We start from the raw sequence: 18468 nt of genomic DNA on the forward strand, positions 1-18468 counted from the left end.
GACCAGCAGTGATACTGGCGATGTGTTTGATTACACATGTTGCCAGCTAGGTTTCGGGGTATTCCGCTGACTAGCGTGGTGGCTGATCGCAGTCGCGCGTCCAGAAGCCCCCGTCAGGAGCAGCGGAAACATGAGCCCCCAGCCAGGTACGACAGCTGCACCAGAGCGCCGTCACCAGGTCGTCATCATCGGCTCCGGTTTCGGTGGACTGAACGCGGCCAAAAAACTCAAGCACGCCAACGTCGACATCAAGCTGATCGCCCGTACCACGCACCACCTTTTCCAGCCGTTGCTGTATCAGGTGGCGACAGGCATTGTCTCCGAAGGCGATATCGCACCGCCCACCCGAGTTGTGCTGCGCAGGCAGCGCAACGTTCAGGTCCTGCTCGGTGACGTCACCCACATCGATCTGGAGGGCAAGTTCGTGGTGTCCGACTTGCTCGGGCACACCTACGACACCCCGTACGACAGCTTGATCATCGCCGCCGGGGCCGGCCAGTCCTATTTCGGCAACGACCATTTCGCCGAATTCGCACCGGGCATGAAGTCGATCGACGACGCGCTCGAGGTGCGAGGCCGGATCCTGAGCGCATTCGAACAGGCGGAGCGGTCTCGCGATCCCGAACGGCGGGCCAAGCTGCTGACGTTCACCGTGATCGGGGCCGGCCCCACCGGCGTCGAAATGGCCGGGCAGATCGCAGAATTGGCGAAGTACACGCTGAAGGGCTCCTTCCGTCACATCGACTCGACGAAGGCGCGGGTGATCCTGCTCGATGCCGCTCCCGCGGTGTTGCCGCCGTTCGGCGAGAAGCTGGGTCAGCGCGCGGCGGCCCGGCTGGAGAAGATGGGCGTGGAGATCCAGCTGGGTGCGATGGTCACCGACGTCGACCGTAACGGCATCACCGTCAAGGATTCCGACGGCGCCGTGCGGCGTATCGAGTCGGCCTGCAAGGTTTGGTCCGCCGGTGTGTCAGCCAGCCCGCTGGGCCGCGACCTCGCCGATCAGTCGTCGGTCGAACTGGACCGGGCCGGTCGCGTCAAGGTGCTGCCCGACCTGTCCGTCCCCGGTCACCCGAACGTCTTCGTCATCGGTGACCTGGCCGCCGTGGAAGGTGTGCCGGGAGTGGCCCAGGGAGCCATCCAGGGCGCCAAGTACGTCGCCAACGCGATCAAAGCCGAACTCGGCGGCGCCGACCCGGCCGATCGGGAGCCGTTCCAGTACTTCGACAAGGGGTCCATGGCGACGGTGTCGCGGTTCTCCGCGGTCGCCAAGATCGGTCCGGTCGAGTTCAGCGGCCTGTTCGCCTGGTTCGCCTGGCTGGTGCTGCACCTGGTCTACCTGGTCGGATTCAAGACCAAGATCAGCACCCTGCTGTCCTGGACGGTGACCTTCCTGAGCACCCGGCGCGGCCAGCTGACCATCACCGAGCAGCAGGCGTTCGCCCGGACCCGGCTCGAACAGTTGGCGGTGGCCGCCGCCGAGGCCAAACGGCCGGCGGCCAGGCGGGCCAGCTAGCCGATCAGCCGATCGGCCTGCCACGTAGCGAGAATCCCGCCGTCGGCCAACCTCAGCACGGTCGCCCCGGCGTCGATCGGGATGTCCTCGAATGAGTCTGCTGGATAACGCAACTCGTTGATGGCCGCGCGCGGTGCGTCGATGGCATCGTCGGCCAGCGATCCGGCGCCCAATTCCACGCGGTGTCGCAGCAGTGGACGCCCATCGCGGTCGGCGTGCAGGGATCCCGACCAGAACCCGTCGGCCTCGTCACATCGGCCGATTTGTACGCGTTCGCGGAAGCGCACCCGGGCGTCGTCGCGCAGGATGAGGGACCCGCTCGACAGGTGCCGCGCATCGGCGGCGACCACTGTCGGCTCGAGGTCGATGTCGAGGCTGCCGGCGGTCTCTATCTCCCAACGGGTTTGAGACGTCCGGGTTTTCCGTCCCGGCAATGCGACGCTGGCGGCGGCACTGCGCAGCCGCAGCCGCCCGCCCGGCTCGACGATGACCCGGATGACGATGGTGTCGCCCCCCAGCGGCGTGGCCGCCGCCCCCACCAAATGCACGGTGTCGAAAGCGGTGCATCGGGCCGCCACCGCACCGCCGCCCTGCACCCGCGGCAGCCGGCCCGGATATGCGACCACGAGCACGTCGGAGTGCACTACCGATCCGCCGCCTCGCGCAGCTGCGCCCGCACCCAAGCCAAAACCTCTGTCGCGGCGGGGTTTTCGCTCAACGACTGCAACACGGTCGGGCGGCCGTCGCGGACCGCGGCCGCATCATCGGCCATCACCTGCAGATCGGCGCCGACCAGGGGTGCCAGGTCAGTCTTGTTGACTACCAACAAATCCGAGTAGGTCACCCCGGGGCCGCCTTTGCGGGGAACCTTGTCCCCGCCGGCCACGTCGATGACAAAGATCTGCACATCGACCAAACCCGAGGAGAAGGTCGCGGTGAGGTTGTCGCCGCCGGACTCCACCAAAATCAGGTGCGGCGCGTGCGCGGCGATCAGGTCATCTATCGCATCCAGGTTCGCGGTGATGTCGTCGCGGATCGCGGTGTGCGGGCAGCCGCCGGTCTGCACGGCCGCGATCCGCTCGTCGGGTAACACCGCGTGCCGCCGCAGGAAGTCGGCGTCCTCGGTGGTGTAGATGTCGTTGGTCAGCACCGCCAGGGAGAGCTCGTCGCGCAGCTGTCGGCACAGTGCCGCCACCAAGGCCGTCTTTCCCGAACCCACCGGGCCGCCGACGCCGATCCGCAGCGGCTCCCCCGGCTGCCTGACCCGTTTCGGCCGCCCGCTGGGCGCGTGCGGATGGGTGTGGACATGTGTTGCCATGACAGGCCTTTCAGGAAATTGACAGGGCCCGCTCGTGTTCGGCGTGGCGCTCAGCCAGCGTATCGAGCAGGCCGCGGACCGGTCGACCAGCCGCGGTGCACGGATCGGATGCAGCTGGGCGTGGCCCGATTTGCAGTTGTTGGCCGAGCAGGTACCTTATACAGCGGCGCGCCGAAGCGGCCGCCCGGACGAGTTCGCCGTACCCGGAGAGCGACAAGACGGTGACCGCGGGATGCCTGGCGTGCCGGTCAACCGAAAACGGTCTGCGAACTTCTCCTCCGTTTGGTCCTGGTCGTCGGGGCATCCTCCGCCGTGAGTTGAGACTCGACGAGAGGATTTTTCATGTTCAACCCGTTCGCCGGCCAGGCCGACATCCCCAACCGTGAGGGCGCGTGGGCGCAGCAGGCCGAGGCCGAGCTGTCCACCCGCCGGCACCGCGAGGAGATCGACCGCTGCATCAGCCATGGGCTGGAAGCCGCGCCCACCATCAACGACCGCACCCTGTCGACGTTCGCCCGAGGCGAGCTGCCGCACTTCGCCGGGGAACGGGGGACGTTTCTGAAGGCCCCGTTCCTGGAGGACGTGAACGACGTCGCCGACGCCGAGGTGGCCGTCTTCGGGGCACCGCTGGACGCGGGCACCACGTACCGCCCGGGCACCCGGTTCGGGCCGATGGGGATCCGCCGCTCCACCAACCTGTTCGGGACGTACTGCTACGAACTGGGCGTCGACCTGCGGGAACAGCTCAACATCGTCGACATCGGCGACGTGGTCACGATTCCCGCCAACATCGAGAAGTCGTTCGACCAGATCAGCCAGGCCATGGCGCACGTGGTCTCCAAGGGCGTGTTCCCGGTGGTGCTCGGTGGCGACCACTCGATCGGCTTCCCGACCGTGCGGGGTCTGGCCCCCTACCTGGACGGCAATGTGGGCATCATCCACTTCGACCGCCATGTCGACACCCAGGAAACCGATCTCGACGAGCGGATGCACACCACCCCGTGGTTCCACGCCACCAACATCAAAAACGCGCCGGCCACCAACCTCGTGCAGATCGGCATCGGCGGATGGCAGGCGCCCCGCGCGGGCGTCCAGGTGGGCCGGCAGCGCGGGAGCACCGTCATCACGGTCGGAGACGTTGAGCGTGTCGGCATCGAAAAGGTCGCCGAAATCGCGCTCGAAACGGCGTGGAAGGACGCCAAGGCGGTCTACCTGTCGTTCGACATCGACGTCATCGACGCCGGATTCGTGCCCGGCACCGGCTGGCCGGAGCCCGGCGGTCTGCTGCCGCGCGAAGCGCTGAACCTGATCCGGATGATTTCGGAACCGGGGTTGAACGGCATCGAGGTCGTCGAGTGCTCGCCGCCTTACGACTGGGCGGAGCAGACGGCACTGATGAGCAGCCGGGTCATCCTGGACAGCCTGGCTGTGATGGTGCGGGCGGGCAAGCTCGGCAAGAAGCCGGCCGCAATGAAGCGTCACGCTTGGGGACCGTTCGCCGATTAGGTCTCGGCCGTTCGGCGGCGACGTGGGCCCGCGGTGTGCAGCACCGCGGGATAAACCGCTGGGCGTGGTTGCTGCCTGGTTTTGTAGCTAATTACCCAAGCTGTCGTTTTGCTGCGGGCAGACGCACGGTCGTCTCCGGCCGGGTGCGCACGGGAGACGACGCGCAACGCGCGGGATCGGGCATCCGGTCGCCGGCGATCGGCGGCTACGCTCCTGCGCGCGATGGTTTGTCGCCGTGCCGGTAAATCCGTTGTGAGAAGCAGTTTCTCGTCACGGCCGGTAGGCGCTGGCCGATTGCGGACGACGAAGTTCAGGGACGCGGGAACCGGCGCGGCCCGCCGACGCGTGGCCGTGAATGCCGCTCTGGCGTCGTGCCACTGCGGACGCGCGCCGCCGGTGTACAGATGCGCCTGGGTGGCTCCCAGCTAATTCTCAGTAATTAACCATGGTTATTACAGATGCACAGGTGGATATTGCTAGTTGTGCAGAAACGCCGACGTTCAAGCGTCGTTCTGCACCCGCGTGCGATGACCTCTACGCGGCGTCGCACCGGTCGTGCGCAGACCGTTGCGCGCGAAGCTGAGTGCCACATCAACGCTCGAATCGGGTCGGGCGTGCGTGGTTTGGCGCCTGGGCGGCTTGTCACGGGGGTTACGTAGTGGATTATGCGGCACTGCCGCCCGAGGTGAACTCCGGGCGGATGTATGCGGGCGCCGGGGTTGGTCCCATGCTGGCGGCCACCGCCGCGTGGGAGTCGCTGGCGGCGGAGCTGAGTACGGCGGCGGCCTCGTATCGGACCGTGCTGGCCGAGCTGACGAGCGGCTCGTGGGTGGGTCCGTCGTCGGGGGCGATGGCGGCCGCGGCGGCTCCCTATGTGTCATGGATGAACACCACCGCCGCGCAGGCTCAGCAGACGGCGAGCCAGCTCACATCGGCGGTGGCGGCCTACGAGGCGGCCTTCGCCGCCACGGTGCCGCCGCCGCAGATCGAGGTCAACCGCGCCTTGCTGGCCTCGTTGGTCGCCACCAACATCCTCGGGCAGAACACCCCGGCGATCGCGGCCACCGAGGCGCAGTACGCCGAGATGTGGGCCCAGGACGCGGCGGCGATGTACGGGTACGCCGGCGCATCGGCGGCGGCCACCAGGCTGACGGCGTTCACTGAACCCCAGCAGACCACCAACCAGAACGGCACGGCACTTCAAGCCAACTCGGTCAATCAAGCCATGCAGTCGGCGACCGGACCGAGCACCCAATCGGCGCTGTCGGTCGTGCCCAACACATTGCAGAACCTTTCGACGACCCCACTGGTCAACGCTTCCGATCTGGACCCGAACCTGGCGGGCCTGCTGAGCCCGCCCACCGGCAGCCCCACCGGCCTCAACGAGCTCACGCAGAACATCGGTAACTGGGCTCTGGTCATCAGTGGACCCTTGTTCACCGCCTCCGGTATCACGCCGCTGCTGGGCGGGTTGTACGGCCTTGCGTTGCCCACATCGGCGGCGGTGGCCGGCGACGTGTCCCCCGCGGACGCCGGGCTGGGGTCCCTGGTGAATTCGCCCACCCCGGCCTCGGGAGCCCTGGGCAATGCCGGGGCTTCGGCGAGCGTGGGCGACGCGGCCACCGTCGGCAAGTTGTCGGTGCCGCAAGCCTGGGCGGAATCTCCTGCCGTGCGGCTGGCCGCGAGCACATCGCCGCTGCCGGCCGCCGGACTCGGCGGCGCGCCGCAGGGCGAGATGGCCGCGCCCGGCTTCTTCGGCGGCATTCCTCCGGTGGGCAGCGTGGTCAACGCCCCCAGAGGTGAGCAGACTCGTGCCCGCACCGGCTCCGGCCAGAAGGTCATCCCCGCACTGCCCGGCGACCAGGGCGCAGGCGAGCAAACCGTGGCCGCACCGGTGCCGCAGAAGACCCGCAAGCACGTCGCCAGCGCGTTAAGCGAACGCGAGCGCGACGAGCTCGAGAAGCTGCGCAAGGAGATCGCCGAAGTGGCCACCGAGCGCGATGCGGCCGCCCGCCTGATCAAGGAGGCGATGCTGTGACCGTCGATTTCGCGGCGTTGCCGCCGGAGGTCAATTCCGCCCGGATGTACGCCGGCGCGGGCGCCGGCTCGTTGGTGGCGGCGGCGACGGCTTGGGAGAAGCTGGCGTCCGAGTTGAGTTCGGCCGCGGCGTCGTACCAGGCGATCGTGGCGCAACTGACGGACGGCCCGTGGGCTGGTCCGTCGTCGGGGGCCATGGCCGCCGCGGTAGCTCCCTACCTGTCCTGGATGAACACCACCGCGGCGCAGGCGCAACAGACCGCGAGTCAGCTGGGCTCCGCCGCGGCGGCCTACGAGGCGGCGTTCGCGGCAACGGTGCCCCCGGCGGAGGTCGAGGTCAACCGGGCGTTGTTGGCGGCGCTGGTATCCACCAACGTCCTCGGCCAGAACGCTCCGGCGATCGCGACCACCGAGGCGCAGTACTCCCAGATGTGGGCCCAAGATGCCGCGGCGATGTACGGCTATGCCGGCGCCTCGGCGGCGGCGACGCAGTTGACGCCCTTCAGCTCGCCGCAGCAGACCACCAACCCGTCCGGGACGACGAATCAGAACTCCGCGGTGATGAAGGCGATGGCTACCGGCGGCTCGAACACCACGTCCTCGCTGGCGAACATCGCTAACTTGCCGCAGACCGGCCCCACGCCGGGCGCGGGATCGTCGGGGTCGACGGGCGGGTCCGGTTCGCTGGTCGACCTGTTCAACAACTTCAGCGAAAACACCATCGGCTATCAGATCCTCTCCGAAGGTCTGAACTTCGATGCCTCCGGTACGTTGCTGACCCTCGCGCCGCCGGTCGCCGCGGCCTGGAACCCGTTGGTCAATTCCCTTTCGGCGCCGGCGGCCGCGGCTTCCCAGGTCTCTGGGACGGGGAACTCGGCGGGGTCGGCCCTGGTGAATTCGCCCGGCGCGGGAGCGGGTCTGGGCGGTTCCGGGGTGTCGGCCGAAGTCGGTGAGGCGGCGACGGTAGGCAAGCTGTCGGTGCCGCAGTCGTGGGGTAGTACCCCGGCGATTCGGCTGGCCGCCACCGCGACCGCGATGCCGAGCACCGGGCTCGAGGGCCTGTCGCCGGCCGGGGCGGTCGCACCGGGCTTTTATGGCGGTACGCCCCCGATGGGTCCGGTGGCCAGCGTCGTCAACGCGCCGCGCGGCGACCAGGGTCGCATTCGGGCGGGGGCGCGCCACAAGGTGATTCCCGCACTCGCGGGCGAGACCGGCATGCACGAGGACCCCGCCGGCAGGTGGGTCAAGCCGACCGCCGAGGCGGGCGAGGACGCCGCCGTCAGCGAACGCGAAGAGCTCGAACAGTTGCGCAAGGCGATCGCCGACGTGACGCGACAGCGTGACGTTCTCAAACGCACCGCGGCGAACTTGATCAAGGAGGCGACAACCAAGTAGCAGCCCTGTCACTGGTTGCTCTGTTCGGGCACCAGGAAGCGCAATAGCCCCTGGCTGTGAGTTGTGACATGTCGACGAATGGCAGCCGCCATTCACTCGTTTGCGAAGTGAGGAATAGCCTTGGCCACCAACACGACCTCGAGAACTGCGAGCAAGATCAAGAATCTCGCCAAGCCCCGAACCGATCCGAATGTGGGCGTCAACACCACGGCCGACGATGAGGATCAGGCACAGCTCGAGGCCCTCGGATTCCAGTCCGACTTCAAGCGGGACATGAGCCCGTGGGCGAACTTCTCGCTGGGCTTCACCTACCTGTCCCCGGTGGTGGGCATCTACACCGTGTTCGCCTTCGCGCTGGCCGCCGCCGGACCCCCGATGATCTGGAGCTTGCTGATCGCCGGCGCCGGGCAGATGCTGGTCGCGCTGGTGTTCAGCGAAGTGGTGGCGCAGTTCCCGGTGGCCGGCGGCGTCTACCCGTGGGCGCGGCGGTTGTGGGGTCGCAAGTGGGCGTGGATGACCGGATGGGTCTACATGTTCACGCTGCTGGCTCTGCTGGCCGACGCTGCCTACGGGGCGGGCCCATACGTGGCCGATGTCTTCGGGTTCACACCGTCCCCGCACGCCACCGTCCTGTGCGCGCTGGTGATGCTGGCGCTGGCCACGATCATCAACCTGACCGGCACCAAGATGCTGGGCTACTTCGCCATTTTCGGTTTCAGCGCCGAACTGATCGGTGCGATCGTGGTCGGTGTCTGGCTGCTGTGCACTCAACGTCACCACAACATCGGGGTGTTGTTCCACAGCTTCGGCGCCGAGGGCAGCCACAGCTACATGTACGCCTTCCTGGCCGCCAGTTTGATTGCGCTGTATCAATTCTTCGGCTTCGAAGCCTGCGGCGACGTTGCAGAGGAAGTTCGCAACCCCGGCATACAGATCCCCAAGGCGATGCGCCGCACCATCTACGTCGGGGGCTCGGCGGCCACCTTCGTCTGCTTGAGCCTGATCCTGTCGGTCACCGATTTCGGCGCGGTGATCAGCGGCAAGGACCCCGACCCGATCGACACCATTCTGAAGACGGCGTTCGGCGGCCTCGGTGCCAAGGTGGTCCTGTGCATCGTCCTGATCTCATTCGTGTCGTGCGCGCTGAGCCTGCAGGCGGCGGCCAGCCGGCTCATCTATTCCTACGGCCGCGACGACATGATCGTCGGCTCAAAGCTGTTGGCGCGCTTCGACCACAAGCGCCACGTGCCGCCCTACTCGCTGCTGATCGCGGTCATCATCCCGGCGCTGCTGATCGTCGGCTCGCTGATCTCCAGCGACGCGCTCACCAAACTCGTCAGCTTCGGCTCGGTGGGCGTCTACATCGCGTTCCAGATGGTGGTGCTGGCCGCCCTGCGCGCCCGGCTCAAAGGCTGGGCGCCCACCGGGAAGTACCGGCTCGGCAAGTGGGGCTTGCCCGTCAACATCGGCGCGCTGATCTACGGTGTCGCGGCCATCGTCAACCTGTCCTGGCCACGGGACTCCCACCAGCCGTGGTACGACGACTACATCATCCTGCTGATGTCGGTGGCGATCATCTTCCTCGGCCTGCTGTACCTCGCCTTCACTCGGGCCCACACCAAGAGCGACGCGCCGCACGCCGACGCCGTCCCGGCGCGGTGATGTGGTTGAAAGTCGCTGTACGGCAGCGACTTTCAGGACACGAATAGGGGCCGCTCGCGTTCGGCGTGGCGCTGGGCCAGGGTATCCAGCAGGGGGTCGGACAGGTCGGCCAGCCCGGTGGACGCCCGCGCGGCTGTTCGCTCGCACAAATCCGCCAGCCGGAACGTCAGCGCCGCCACATCGGCGGGATCCAACGCCAGCAGGCGCTGGGCCGCGGTCGCCGAGCCCGTCATCGTGGTGTACACGACGGCCAGCGCGCTCTGCTCGGGGTCCAGGCCGCTCACGGCGCCCACCCGTCCGGCGACGACGGCAAGGTGCGGTTGGGAACCCAGATCTTCCCAGCCCTCGTTCGGCCACACCCGGCGTGCCAGCCTCGCCAGCCCCCTGCCCTGGCTCCGCGACGCCTGTCGCGCGGCCGGAGCCGGTGTGCGGGCGTCGGTTTCGCAGTCGGCGTGGTCAACGCCGAGCTCACCGCGGTGGACCGCGGCCGCGATCGAGGCGGCGACCAGTCCGTGGCTGCGGATCCTGCGCCGCAAGAACGCCTCTAGCGTGTCCAGACCGGTCACCAGGCCGCTGGTGACGGCCTCCTCCGCACCACCGGAGTGCACATGGGAACCGGCCGGCAGTCGTGAATCGGCCAGGGTGAGCAGCGTCGCCAGTGCAGACATGTTCCTCAGAACAAGAAATAGCGTTGTGCCATAGGAAGTTCGGACGCCGGTTGCTCCTGCCAGACCTCACCGTCGATACGCACGGTAAAGGTGTCCGGGTCCACTTGGATGTCGGGCAACGCGTCATTGAGCGGCAACGCCGACTTGCCGCGCCCGGTGGTGCTGCCCACCGGCACCAGTCGCCGGTTCACGGCCAGCTTGTCGGCCAGGCCGGCCTCGATCGCCTGCGGCGCAACGAAATGCACCGAGGTGGCGGCCGCCGCGGCCGGCGCCGCACCGAACATCGGACGCGGCAGCACCGGTTGGGGGGTCGGGATCGACGCATTCGCGTCACCCATCGCCGCCCAGGCGATCATGCCGCCCTTGAGCACCGCGTGCGGGCGGACACCGAAAAACTCCGGCTCCCAAAGCACCAGATCGGCCAGCTTGCCCACTTCCACCGAGCCGATTTCGTGCTCGAGACCATGCGCGATGGCGGGGCAGATGGTGTATTTGGCGATGTAACGCCGCACCCGCAGGTTGTCGGCGCCGCGGGCACCGGAGCGGTCGCCCGGCAGCGCGCCGCGCCGCCGCTTCATCACGTGCGCGGTCTGCCAGGTGCGCAGCACCACTTCCCCGATACGGCCCATCGCCTGGGAGTCGCTTCCGATCATCGAGATCGCCCCGATATCGTGCAGCAGGTCCTCGGCCGCCATGGTCGACGGTCGAATTCGGCTCTCCGCGAACGCCAAATCCTCGGGCACCTGGGGGTTGAGGTGATGGCAGACCATCAGCATGTCCAGATGCTCGTCGAGGGTGTTCACCGTGTGCGGGCGGGTTGGATTGGTGGAACTGGGCAACACATTGGGCTGGCCCGCGACCCGGATGATGTCGGGCGCGTGGCCGCCGCCGGCGCCCTCGGTGTGATAGGTGTGGATCGACCGGCCGGCGATCGCTGCCAGCGTGTCCTCGACGAACCCCATCTCGTTGAGCGTGTCGGTGTGCAGCGCCACCTGCACCCCGGCCGCGTCGGCGACGGTCAGGCAGGCGTCGATGGCCGCCGGTGTGGACCCCCAGTCCTCATGCAGCTTGAATCCCGAGGCGCCACCACGTAATTGCTCCCACAACCCGTCGGTGCTGACGGTGTTTCCCTTGCCCAGTAGCGCGAAGTTCACCGGCCAACCGTCGAGCGCCTCGAGCATCCGGGCCAGGTGCCACGAACCCGGGGTCACCGTGGTGGCCTTGCTTCCCTCGGCGGGGCCGGTGCCGCCGCCGAGGATCGTGGTGATCCCCGACCCGAGCGCTTCGGACATCAGTTGCGGGCAGATCAGATGCACGTGGCAGTCCACGGCGCCGGCGGTGACGATCCGGCCGTTGCCGGCGATGACTTCGGTGCTCGGACCCACCACCAGGTCCGGGTGCACACCCGACATGGTGTCGGGATTGCCGGCCTTGCCCAGCGCCACAATCCGTCCATCACGAATGCCGATGTCCGCCTTGATGATTCCCCAGTGATCGATGACCACCGCGCCGGTGATCACGGTATCGGGTGCCCCCTCGGCGCGGGAGGCACGCCCCTGGCCCATCGACTCGCGCAGTACCTTGCCGCCTCCGAAAACCGCCTCGTCGCCGGCCAGTCCCGGTCCCCCACTGCGATCTTCGGTGATTTCCACCAGTAAATCGGTGTCCGCCAGCCTGATTCGATCACCGGTAGTCGGCCCGAACAACTGGGCGTAACGCTCCCTGGACAGGCTTGCCATCAGCCGTCGAGCCTTCCCGGCGGGTTCAAACTCAGGCCGTGCACCTCGCGGCGTCCCAGCAGGGGCACCAGCGAAACACGTTGCGATACACCCGGCTCGAACCGGACCGCGGTGGCCGCCGGGATGTCCAGCCGATAGCCATGAGCCGCGGCACGGTCGAACGACAGCGCCGAATTCGCCTGCGGAAGGTGTACGTGGCTCCCGACCTGAACCGGACGGTCGCCCGAGTTGACGATGTGCATCTCGATGCGCCGGGCACCGGCGTTGATGTCGATCTCGCCGTCGCCATAAAGGATCTCGCCGGGAATCATGCGATCGGATGGTGCACGGTGACCAACTTGGTGCCGTCCGGGAACGTCGCTTCCACCTGCACGTCGGCGAGCATCTCCGGCACTCCTTCCATCACGTCGTCGCGGGTGAGTACGTCGCAACCGCTGGCCATCAGTTCCGCAACGGTGCGTCCGTCCCGGGCACCCTCGAGGATGTGGTCGGTGATGATCGCCACCGCCTCTGGATGATTCAGTCGCACGCCGCGGCCGCGGCGGCGGCGAGCCAATTCGGCGGCGTAGGACAACAGCAACCGCTCCTGCTCGTGCGGCGTCAGACGCATGCCCGAAATCCTGCCATGCCCAGATGTGCGGGATGCCGCCTGATCAGCTTTCGCGGAGTTCGAGATTCTGCAGTCGCACCTGACCGCGCGCGATCAGCCGGTCGTCGTCGTCGGTGATGGTGACCGACCACAGTTGCTGACGTCGGCCGCGGTGGATCGGTTCGACGGTCCCGTACACCGTGCCCGAGCCGATGGAGCGCAGAAAGTCGGTGTTGTTGTTGACTCCCACGACGTTCCCGCCGCCGCGGGTGGCCAGCCAGGTGTAGGCGGCCACGCTGGCCATGCTTTCGATCATCGAGCAGTAAACGCCGCCGTGCACCAGCCCCATCGGCTGCAGCAGTTTCGGCGTGACCCGAAGCTGGGCGCGCGCGCCGTCGGGACTGAGCTCGGTGAATTGCAGCCCGAGCTCCTGGTCGAACGGCGCGGCGAAATCTGGCGGGAGGATTGGTTGCTGAGGCTCTGGCACGTCCTGTGTCTACACCATCGGGTCGGCGCAGCCGCTGGCGGCGGAATTCTGGCCCCGAAAACGGCTGAGCCCCGTGCCGGTGGCACGGGGCTCGCCGATCGAGTAGACCGGGGGTCACTGCAGCCCTCAGGACTCTCACACGGTCCGTTATCGCTCGACGTGCATCAGAATAGGCAAGCCTGCCCTAACTTGGCAAGGGTATTGTCTTATCTGTTCGCCGGCGGGCCGCGCACGGTGGCCGACACACCCAATTGTCAGCTTTCCGTACGACCGGCGGTAGTAAGCGGGAGTATTCTGGTTGCGACGCTCAGGAGATGAACGAACATGGCCAAACTGACACGGCTGGGGGATCTGGAACGGGCCGTCATGGACTACCTCTGGTCCACCCCCGAACCTCAGACCGTTCGCCAGGTCCATGAGGCGTTGGCGGCCCAGCGCGACCTGGCCTACACCACGATCATGACCGTGCTGCAGCGGTTGGCCAAGAAGAACCTGGTCTCCCAGATCCGCGACGACCGGGCACACCGGTACGCACCGGTGCACGGTCGCGACGAACTGGTCGCCGGACTCATGGTGGACGCGCTGGCCCAGGCCGAGGATCCCGGCGGCAGACAGGCCGCGCTGGTGCACTTCGTCGAACGTGTCGGCGCCGACGAGGCGGAGGCGCTGCGGCGCGCGCTCGCCGAACTGGAAGCCAATCAACGCAATAACTCACCATCTGCTGGCGCTGGCCCGGAGGGCTGAGGGACACTGACAGTGTGTCCGCGCTGGCTTTCACCATCCTCGCGGTGCTACTGACCGGTCCGGCGCCGGCGATGTTGGCACGCGCGCGCTGGCCGCTGCGTGCTCCCCGCGCCGCCATGGTGCTCTGGCAAGCCGTCGCGCTCGCCGCGGTCTTGTCGGCGTTCAGCGCGGGCATCGCGATCGCCACCCGCTTGCTGATGCCGGGCCCCGATGGACGCCCCACCGCCAGCATCGTCGGCGCCGCCGACCGGCTCGGCTGGCCGCTGTGGATGGCGTACATCAGCGTTTTCGCCCTGACCGTGCTGGTCGGCGCCCGCTTGATGGTTGCGGTGGTCCGGGTGGCCATCGCCAACCGGAAACGACGGGCCCACCACCGGATGGTGGTCGACCTGGTCGGAGTGGGCCACGGCGCGGCGCTGTCCCAGCCCTGTGCCCGCACGCGCGATCTTCGCGTGCTGGGTGTCCCCCAACCGCTCGCCTACTGCCTGCCCGGGGTGCGCAGTCGCGTGGTGGTCAGCGAGGGAACGCTGACCACGCTCGCCGACGCCGAAGTCGAGGCGATCCTCACCCACGAGCGCGCCCACCTGCGGGCGCGGCACGATCTGGTGCTGGAGGCGTTCACCGCCGTGCACGCGGCCTTCCCTCGGCTGGTCCGCAGCGCCAACGCGCTCGGCGCCGTACAGCTTCTCGTCGAGCTGCTCGCGGACGACGCGGCGGTGCGCGCCGCGGGTCGCGCTCCCCTGGCCCGGGCGCTGGTGGCGTGTGCATCGGGGCGGGCCCCGTCGGGCGCGCTGGCGGCCGGTGGCCCCAGCACGGTGCTCCGCGTCCGCCGGCTGGGTGGACGCGGCAACAGCCCGCTGCTGTCGGCGGCCGCATATCTGGCCGCGGCCGCGGTATTCGTGGTGCCCACCGTGGCGCTGGCCGTGCCGTGGCTCACCGAGCTGGAACGCTTGTTCAACCTCTGACGCGTCCGAGAGCCGATCACCCCGGGCGCGCAACTGTCCGCTGTGCCACAGTGTCACCGAAGGCTTTTGCCGAAAGTTCTCCGAATCGAGAGGCGAAAACATGACTTCGTCGGACGCGAAGACCGGCACCGCGCAGATCGGCGTCACGGGTCTGGCCGTGATGGGTTCCAACATCGCCCGCAACTTCGCCCGCCACGGCTACACCGTGGCGCTGCACAACCGCTCGATCGCCAAAACCGATACGCTGCTCAAAGAGCACGGGGACGAGGGCAATTTCGTGCGTTCGGAGACCATCGCAGAATTCCTGGACGCGCTGGAGAAGCCACGCCGGGTGTTGATCATGGTCAAGGCCGGCGACCCCACCGACGCCGTCATCAACGAGCTCGCCGACGCGATGGAAGAAGGCGACATCATCATCGACGGCGGCAATGCCCTCTACACCGACACCATCCGCCGGGAGAAGGCGATGCGCGAGCGCGGCCTGCACTTCGTCGGCGCCGGGATCTCGGGCGGCGAGGAGGGCGCGCTCAACGGCCCGTCGATCATGCCGGGCGGTCCGGCCGAGTCCTACAAGTCGTTGGGACCCCTGCTCGAGGAGATCTCCGCTCACGTCGACGGCGTGCCGTGCTGCACCCACATCGGCCCCGACGGTGCCGGGCACTTCGTCAAGATGGTGCACAACGGCATCGAGTACTCCGACATGCAGCTGATCGGCGAGGCCTACCAGTTGTTGCGCGACGGCCTGGGCAAGACCGCACCCGAGATCGCCGACGTGTTCGCCGAGTGGAACAACGGCGACCTGGACAGCTTCCTGATCGAGATCACCGCGGAGGTGCTGCGCCAGACCGACGCCAAGACCGGCAAGCCGCTGGTCGACCTCATCCTCGATGAGGCCGAGCAGAAGGGCACCGGGCGCTGGACCGTGAAGTCGGCGCTCGATCTCGGCGTGCCGGTGACCGGTATCGCCGAGGCGGTGTTCGCCCGCGCCCTGTCCGGCTCGGTCGCCCAGCGCAAGGCCACCACCGGCCTGGCCTCCGGTCAGCTGGGCGAAAAGCCAACCGACGCAGCACGTTTCATCGACGACGTGAGTAAGGCGCTGTACGCCTCGAAGATCATCGCCTATGCACAGGGCTTCAACCAGATCCAGGCCGGCAGCGCCGAGTACGACTGGGGCATCACCCCCGGCGACATGGCGACGATCTGGCGCGGCGGCTGCATCATCCGGGCCAAGTTCCTCAACCGGATCAAGGAGGCGTTCGACGAAAACCCGGACCTGCCGACGCTGATCGTGGCGCCCTACTTCCGGTCCGCCATCGAGGACTCGATCGACAGCTGGCGACGCGTCGTGGTGAAGGCCACCGAACTCGGCATCCCGATCCCCGGCTTCGCCTCGGCGCTGTCCTATTACGACGCGCTGCGCACCGAGCGGCTGCCCGCCGCGCTCACCCAGGGTCTGCGGGACTTCTTCGGCGCACACACCTACGGCCGCATCGATGAGGACCCAAACAAACGCTTCCACACGCTGTGGAGCGGTGACCGCACCGAAGTGCCCGCGTAGCGGGCGAGGGCAGAGGGCGCGAAGGAGGCTTGAGTTGGTGGGGCGGCTGCGATGAGGTTTCTCGACGGGCACCGGCCCGCATACGACTTGACCTACAACGACGTCTTCGTGATGCCGAACCGCTCGGAGGTCGCGTCCCGCTTTGACGTCGACCTGTCCACCGGCGACGGCTCGGGCACCACGATCCCGGTCGTCGTCGCCAACATGACCGCGGTCGCGGGCCGGCGAATGGCCGAAACCGTCGCGCGGCGCGGCGGACTCGTCATCTTGCCCCAGGATCTCCCGATCACCGCCGTGCAGCAGACGGTGGAGTTCGTCAAGAGCCGCGACCTGGTGCTCGACACCCCGGTGGTGCTCGGGCCGGACGACTCGGTGTCCGATGCGACGGCGCTGATCCACAAGCGTGCGCACGGTGTCGCCGTGGTCACGTTCGAGGGCCGTCCGCTGGGGCTGGTCAGCGAGTCGTCGTGCCTGGGCGTGGACCGCTTCACCCGGGTGCGCGACGTCGCGATGACCGACTTCGTCACCGCGCCGGTGGGAACCGAGCCGCGCAAGGTGTTCGACCTGCTGGACCAGTCGCCCATCGGCGTCGCGGTGGTGACGAACGCCGACGGCACGCTGGCCGGCGTGCTGACCCGCACCGGTGCCATCCGCGCCGGCCTGTACACCCCGGCCGTCGACGCGCGCGGCCGGCTGCGGGTGGGGGCGGCCGTCGGCATCAACGGCGACGTCGGAGCCAAGGCGCGGTCGCTGGCCGAGGCCGGGATCGATCTGCTGGTCATCGACACGGCGCACGGGCATCAGGTCAAGACGATCGACGCGATCCGGACGGTCGCGGAGCTGCAGCTAGGTGTGCCGCTGGCGGCGGGCAACGTCGTCTCGGCGGAGGGCACCCGCGATCTGCTGGGCGCCGGGGCGAACATCGTCAAGGTCGGCGTCGGACCGGGCGCGATGTGCACCACCCGGATGATGACCGGTGTAGGCCGTCCACAATTCTCTGCGGTTGTCGAATGCGCCTCGGCTGCAAGAGAATTGGGTGGGCACGTGTGGGCCGACGGTGGCATCCGGCACCCGCGGGACGTGGCACTGGCGCTGGCCGCCGGGGCGTCCAACGTGATGATCGGCTCGTGGTTCGCCGGCACGTACGAGTCGCCCGGCGACCTGATGCACGACCGCGACGACCAGCCGTACAAGGAGAGCTACGGCATGGCGTCCAAACGGGCGGTGGTGGCACGCAGCGGCGCGGACACCGCGTTCGATCGGGCCCGTAAGGCGCTGTTCGAGGAAGGCATTTCGACGTCCCGGATGGGGCTGGATCCGGGCCGCGGCGGAGTCGAGGATCTGCTCGATCACATCACCTCGGGGGTGCGCAGCACCTGTACCTATGTCGGCGCCGCCAACCTGGCGCAGCTATACGAGCGCGTCGTGGTCGGGGTCCAGTCGACCGCGGGCTTCGCCGAGGGGCATCCGCTGCCGCAAGGGTGGTAGCGGGCGGCGCCGGACTACCGCGGCTCCGCGGCCATGGTCGTCGCTTCCAGCGCATAGAGCGCCATCCGCCGGTTCGTCGTGTCGTGCTCGCCGAGGAACTTGCACCCGACGAACTCGCACAGCCTGCGCGCGGTGGTGTTGCGGTGATCGGGGTCGAACATGATCCGGCGGCACCGCGGTTCCGTCGCGAACACGCTGGCCACGATCCGCGGCAACAGCATCGGGCCCAGGCCGCGGTGGAGCAGGTTCAGGTCGGCGATGGCGGCGTGCAGCCCCAGGTCGTACGGCTCGGCGTCGTAATAGCGCGATATCAGATCCTTTGCGCCCCAATAGAGTTCGAGGTATGCACGGTCTATGCCGCCCATGCTGCCGAGCAGCGGCAACGAATACGTCCCGTCCAGCTGGGCGCTCAGGTGCTGGCGCCACCGGGGTGCGGGCCAGTCGTATTCCCAAGCCTGCGCCAGGTGCGGGCGGTTCATCCACTCCGTCACCATGTCCGCGTCCTCGAGCCGCGCCACGCGCATGCCGAAGGGTGGATCCAGTTTGGGAACCGGTGGGCGGCGGATGCGCGCCACCTCGTCGGGGAGGTCGAAGCGTTCACGCGGGAGGATCTGAATGGACGGCGTCTGGGCGTCGGACATAGTGCCCAGAGCCTACCGGAGTAAGGTTAGGCAACCTTTGGTTGGCCGGTGGCAGCCGCCGGGTACCCGCGGGGTGGATGTGGCCCGGACTGCGCCGCACCCGTGCCGGCGCGGCCCGGGCTAGCATTGGGCAGCAAATACGCCAGCAACCGGCC

General features: G+C 68.0%; 17 protein-coding genes and 1 riboswitch. Of the genes, 9 read left to right on the forward strand and 8 right to left on the reverse strand.

Annotation, left to right across the window (positions count from 1 at the left end):
* Nucleotides 1-130: 130 nt before the first annotated feature.
* A complete protein-coding gene (locus ACIUM1_RS01775; RefSeq protein WP_406815596.1) occupies nucleotides 131-1516 on the forward strand; it encodes an NAD(P)/FAD-dependent oxidoreductase in 1386 nt (461 codons plus the stop codon).
* Here ACIUM1_RS01775 and ACIUM1_RS01780 read toward each other — a convergent pair.
* Both ACIUM1_RS01780 and ureG read right to left on the reverse strand, forming a co-directional pair.
* Complete coding sequence (locus ACIUM1_RS01780; RefSeq protein WP_406815597.1) at nucleotides 1513-2160, reverse strand: urease accessory protein UreD; 648 nt, start codon at nucleotides 2158-2160, stop codon at nucleotides 1513-1515. The genes ACIUM1_RS01775 and ACIUM1_RS01780 overlap by 4 nt on opposite strands.
* Nucleotides 2160-2834 carry an urease accessory protein UreG gene (ureG, locus tag ACIUM1_RS01785; RefSeq protein WP_406815598.1) on the reverse strand — a complete coding sequence of 225 codons (675 nt, stop codon included), beginning with the start codon at nucleotides 2832-2834 and terminating at the stop codon, nucleotides 2160-2162. The genes ACIUM1_RS01780 and ureG overlap by 1 nt, the downstream gene beginning before the upstream one ends.
* Nucleotides 2835-2999: 165 nt before the next feature.
* A riboswitch (guanidine-III (ykkC-III) riboswitch) is annotated at nucleotides 3000-3062 on the forward strand.
* Nucleotides 3063-3176: 114 nt separating this feature from the next.
* On the opposite strand from ureG, the gene ACIUM1_RS01790 reads away from it, so the two are divergent.
* From ACIUM1_RS01790 to ACIUM1_RS01805, 4 genes are all read left to right on the forward strand, one after another.
* Nucleotides 3177-4340, forward strand: coding sequence for an agmatinase family protein (locus ACIUM1_RS01790; protein WP_406815599.1), 1164 nt, complete (start codon nucleotides 3177-3179; stop codon nucleotides 4338-4340).
* A 658-nt stretch (nucleotides 4341-4998) separates the two neighbouring features.
* Nucleotides 4999-6378, forward strand: coding sequence for a PPE family protein, SVP subgroup (locus tag ACIUM1_RS01795; RefSeq protein WP_406815600.1), 1380 nt, complete (start codon nucleotides 4999-5001; stop codon nucleotides 6376-6378).
* 44 nt (nucleotides 6379-6422) lie between these two features.
* Nucleotides 6423-7772 carry a PPE family protein, SVP subgroup gene (locus ACIUM1_RS01800; RefSeq protein WP_406817901.1) on the forward strand — a complete coding sequence of 450 codons (1350 nt, stop codon included), beginning with the start codon at nucleotides 6423-6425 and terminating at the stop codon, nucleotides 7770-7772.
* Between the two features lie 120 nt (nucleotides 7773-7892).
* Nucleotides 7893-9434 (forward strand): APC family permease, encoded by a 1542-nt coding sequence (locus ACIUM1_RS01805; protein ID WP_406815601.1) that lies wholly within the window; start codon nucleotides 7893-7895, stop codon nucleotides 9432-9434.
* 32 nt (nucleotides 9435-9466) lie between these two features.
* On the opposite strand, the gene ACIUM1_RS01810 is transcribed toward ACIUM1_RS01805, so the two are convergent.
* The 5 genes from ACIUM1_RS01810 to ACIUM1_RS01830 are packed head-to-tail and all read right to left on the reverse strand — an operon-like array spanning nucleotide 9467 to nucleotide 12917.
* Nucleotides 9467-10102, reverse strand: coding sequence for an urease accessory protein UreF (locus ACIUM1_RS01810; protein ID WP_406815602.1), 636 nt, complete (start codon nucleotides 10100-10102; stop codon nucleotides 9467-9469).
* Nucleotides 10103-10107: 5 nt separating this feature from the next.
* Nucleotides 10108-11841: an urease subunit alpha gene (locus ACIUM1_RS01815; protein ID WP_406815603.1), complete on the reverse strand. Its 1734-nt coding sequence runs from the start codon at nucleotides 11839-11841 to the stop codon at nucleotides 10108-10110.
* Entirely contained in the window at nucleotides 11841-12152 is a 312-nt protein-coding gene (locus tag ACIUM1_RS01820; RefSeq protein WP_406815604.1) for an urease subunit beta, read from the reverse strand. Before ACIUM1_RS01820 ends, ACIUM1_RS01815 begins: the two co-directional genes overlap by 1 nt.
* Nucleotides 12149-12451 (reverse strand): urease subunit gamma, encoded by a 303-nt coding sequence (locus ACIUM1_RS01825; RefSeq protein WP_406815605.1) that lies wholly within the window; start codon nucleotides 12449-12451, stop codon nucleotides 12149-12151. Before ACIUM1_RS01825 ends, ACIUM1_RS01820 begins: the two co-directional genes overlap by 4 nt.
* A gap of 43 nt (nucleotides 12452-12494) precedes the next feature.
* Nucleotides 12495-12917, reverse strand: coding sequence for a PaaI family thioesterase (locus ACIUM1_RS01830; RefSeq protein WP_406815606.1), 423 nt, complete (start codon nucleotides 12915-12917; stop codon nucleotides 12495-12497).
* A 324-nt stretch (nucleotides 12918-13241) separates the two neighbouring features.
* Here ACIUM1_RS01830 and ACIUM1_RS01835 point away from each other — a divergent pair, with 324 nt between their 5' ends.
* From ACIUM1_RS01835 to ACIUM1_RS01850, 4 genes are all read left to right on the forward strand, one after another.
* The gene (locus ACIUM1_RS01835) at nucleotides 13242-13661 is read left to right on the forward strand and encodes a BlaI/MecI/CopY family transcriptional regulator (RefSeq protein WP_406815607.1); all 420 of its coding nucleotides are present in this window, start codon (nucleotides 13242-13244) and stop codon (nucleotides 13659-13661) included.
* Between the two features lie 14 nt (nucleotides 13662-13675).
* The gene (locus ACIUM1_RS01840; protein WP_406815608.1) at nucleotides 13676-14626 is read left to right on the forward strand and encodes a M56 family metallopeptidase; all 951 of its coding nucleotides are present in this window, start codon (nucleotides 13676-13678) and stop codon (nucleotides 14624-14626) included.
* A 100-nt stretch (nucleotides 14627-14726) separates the two neighbouring features.
* Nucleotides 14727-16184, forward strand: coding sequence for an NADP-dependent phosphogluconate dehydrogenase (gene gndA, locus ACIUM1_RS01845; RefSeq protein WP_406815609.1), 1458 nt, complete (start codon nucleotides 14727-14729; stop codon nucleotides 16182-16184).
* Between the two features lie 51 nt (nucleotides 16185-16235).
* Nucleotides 16236-17672 (forward strand): GuaB1 family IMP dehydrogenase-related protein, encoded by a 1437-nt coding sequence (locus tag ACIUM1_RS01850; protein ID WP_406815610.1) that lies wholly within the window; start codon nucleotides 16236-16238, stop codon nucleotides 17670-17672.
* 14 nt (nucleotides 17673-17686) lie between these two features.
* Here ACIUM1_RS01850 and ACIUM1_RS01855 read toward each other — a convergent pair whose 3' ends face one another.
* On the reverse strand, nucleotides 17687-18313 hold the full coding sequence (locus ACIUM1_RS01855) for a GNAT family N-acetyltransferase (protein WP_406815611.1): 627 nt from the start codon (nucleotides 18311-18313) through the stop codon (nucleotides 17687-17689).
* Nucleotides 18314-18468: the final 155 nt, after the last annotated feature.

It is taken from the genome of Mycobacterium sp. M23085 (assembly GCF_045343915.1).
In the GTDB taxonomy this organism is placed as follows: Bacteria; Actinomycetota; Actinomycetes; order Mycobacteriales; family Mycobacteriaceae; genus Mycobacterium.